Annotated in this window: 4 protein-coding genes; 1 reads left to right on the top strand and 3 read right to left on the bottom strand. The window is 69.3% G+C overall.

Features of this window, described 5'->3' with window-relative positions; genetic code table 11:
- The 3 genes from IEY93_RS39065 to IEY93_RS36720 all read right to left on the bottom strand — a co-directional run.
- Window positions 1–312: alpha-L-fucosidase (locus IEY93_RS39065; RefSeq protein ID WP_229691780.1), on the bottom strand; the 312-nt coding region annotated here is incomplete at its 3' end.
- A gap of 481 nt (window positions 313–793) precedes the next feature.
- Window positions 794–1435: an MOSC domain-containing protein gene (locus IEY93_RS36715; protein WP_203969195.1), complete on the bottom strand. Its 642-nt coding sequence runs from the start codon at window positions 1433–1435 to the stop codon at window positions 794–796.
- 105 nt (window positions 1436–1540) lie between these two features.
- Window positions 1541–1810, bottom strand: coding sequence for a GlsB/YeaQ/YmgE family stress response membrane protein (locus IEY93_RS36720; protein WP_189167776.1), 270 nt, complete (start codon window positions 1808–1810; stop codon window positions 1541–1543).
- A 406-nt stretch (window positions 1811–2216) separates the two neighbouring features.
- Here IEY93_RS36720 and IEY93_RS36725 point away from each other — a divergent pair.
- Window positions 2217–2902 (top strand): glycoside hydrolase family 95 protein (locus IEY93_RS36725; RefSeq protein WP_189167777.1); only part of this gene is annotated, 686 nt, incomplete at its 3' end.

Here is a 2902-nt window from a genome sequence, read left to right on the forward strand (position 1 = left end):
GGACGGGTCACCGTAAACGCTCTTGTGGTGGTTGTTCTCGCCCGACCCGTTGTTGTACATGTTGCGCGGGTACCACTCGTTGGCGAAGGCCGGGACGCTGAAGACCCCCCAGTGGTAGTAGATGCCGAACTTGGCGTCCTGGAACCACTCGGGCGCCGGCGGGTGCTGGTCGACCGACGCCCAGCTCGGGGTGTAGCTCTGCGGGCCTTCGGTCGCGAACGCCGGCCGGATCCCCAGCAGGCCGGCCGCCGCGACACCTCCGGCACCGGCGAGCAGGCTACGGCGGCTGAACTGGAACGATGACGAGGACATGGGGAGGGAACCTCTCAGAACGAGGGAATCTTGTGAGGTCGGCCCCGCCCGGCGAGTGCCGTTCGCCGGGAGTGGGCCGGGTGGAGATCCTGTGCGGGTACTAAGCGCGTGGAGACTCCGGCGAGGCGATCGACCGACCACGATGACCCGGCCTCGCAGACGGTGCACACAGACGTGGACCTCCTTGTTTCACCAGGATGAAGAGGTCTTCACACGCAGACATTGGATGTATTTGTAGGTCAGCCCAGGCGGTATGTCCATACCTTCCGGCGGGCCGGATGACCGCGAACGGTCGCACACGAGCAGCCGAGGGCCGGAAAACGACCGGCCGCTCCTCCGTGCAGAGCGGGCCACAGGCAGCACCAGGCGAATCTCGAGATGCGGTTCCACCTGGGGAAACAGTGACACGATCGCCGACGCCGGCGCCTGTGCCGCACCTCCGAAATCCTTTTCCGAAAACTCCGCCGCAGGCTCCGAAAACTTACCGGCCCCCATCCCGGCTGCAGCCCGGACATAGGATGTCTGTGTATCTTTCATCGGGTGGCGCGGAGTCGCTGCGCGGGAAGGTGTGCACCGTCAGGATCGCCGGGCCGAGGCGGAGCCCGCCGTCGTCGAGCGGGACGCACCGCACTCCCCCGTGGCCGCGCAGCGCGCGGAACGCGCCCGCGGCGAGCACGACGTCCATCCAGGCGCAGGGGTTCGCCGGACGGTACGCCTGGAAGCGCACCTCGCCGTCGCCGGAGTCCAGGCCGAACACCGCGCCACCGAAGGGTGTGCCGTCCGGCCCGCGCCCGGAGGCCAGTTCGTCGACGGGAAAGCCGCGCAGGACGATGTTGCGGCGCAGGAGCAGCGGATCGGGCGGCGTGGCCAGTCCCAGGCGCAGGGCGACATCGTCCAGCGCCTCGGCCGCGAACACCGTGACCGCCGCCTCCCGATGGGCGCGATGATTGAAGTACCGGTCGCCCACCAGCCCGAGGCCCGCCCGCACGGAGACGTGGTCGCGTGCGGCGGGGGCCGGATCGGGGCGCGGGCCGTCGGCCGGGCGTCCCTCGTAGGCGTGCACCGGCGAGACGTGCAGAGCCACGATCTCCACCGGCCGGGGTCCGATCTCCTGGCCGTTCACGGAGCCGACCCTATCCAGGGACGACGGCGTGCGCTCCGGGCGCCCGCACCGCCGGGTTCCCCACCCAGCGGCGCGAACGCCCGGCCTTCAGCCCGGAGAGCCGCCTCAGCCGCGGCGTCTTCCGGCCAGACCCGCCACCAGCGCCACTCCGACGCCGGCCAGGACGATCTGGATGATCAGCTCGATCCAGTCGATGCCTCTGGTGTCCGACACCCCGAGGCCCGCCGCGAGCGCGGTACCGACCAGGGCGGCGACGATGCCGATCAGTATGGTCAGCAGGATTCCGATGCGCTGCCGTCCCGGCACGATCAGCCGGCCCAGTGCCCCGATGACGATGCCGACGATGATGGCGGAAACGATTCCCTGAACAGCCATGGCCGCGCTCCCCTGCGCTCGATGACCGACCTCTCGCCCCAGAGCCTAGGCGAGCAGGTCGAGCGATGGTCATCCCCAGGGCCGGAAATCGTCACGCGTCCGCCGGACGCCGGCCCGGGCCGCACGCGATGGTCTCTCAGCGACTGAGCCGTCATGGCGGATGACACGGCACAGACATTGGATGTTTCCGAGTGGCATGCGGCGTATCACTGGACTTTTAGTGGGATTTGTTACAACCGTTGACCGATACATCAAATGTTTGTAGCTTGACGATCACCCCCCAGAACACAGCCTCGTGATGCCGCCGGTCCCCGCTGAGCTCGCCTTTCGTGCCGATGCCGAGCTGGTCGCCGCACTGGCGCGGTGCCGGCCGCTCGCAAGGCCGGAGCGCGCTTGGAGAAGCGATATGGCAGACCTGACGCGAAGGCAACTGATGAAGTTCGGAGCGGCGGGAGCGGGAGCTCTGCTCCTCCCGATGCAGTGGACCGCGGCAGCCCGGGCCGCTTCGGTGGCGCCGCCCGAGGTGCGCGCCGCCGGCGACCTGGCGCTGTGGTACGACCGCAGCGCCGGCACCGACTGGCTGCGCGCGCTGCCGATCGGTAACGGCCGGCTCGGCGCGATGGTGTTCGGCAATGTCGACCAGGAGCGCCTGCAGCTCAACGAGGACACCGTCTGGGCCGGTGGGCCGTACGACCAGAGCAACACCAAGGGCGCGGCGGCGCTGCCGGAGATCCAGCGGCTGGTCTTCGAGAACCAGTGGAGCCAGGCCCAGACGCTGATCGACCAGAACATGCTGGGCAGTCCCGCGGGCCAGCTCGCCTACCAGACCGTCGGCAACCTGCGGCTGACCTTCCCCGGCGGCACCGCCGGCGTCTCGGAGTACAACCGGCAGCTCGACCTCACCACCGCCACCACGTCCACCACCTACGTCCAGAACGGGGTGCGCTTCCGCCGCGAGACGTTCGCCAGCGCACCCGACCAGGTCATCGCCATCCGGCTCACCGCCGACACACCCGGCTCGATCAGCTTCTCCGCGACGTTCGACAGCCCGCAGCGGGTGACGCGCTCCAGCCCGGACAGCAGGACCGTCGC

The sequence above is a fragment of the Sphaerisporangium melleum genome, assembly GCF_014646695.1.
Taxonomy (GTDB): domain Bacteria; phylum Actinomycetota; class Actinomycetes; order Streptosporangiales; family Streptosporangiaceae; genus Sphaerisporangium; species Sphaerisporangium melleum.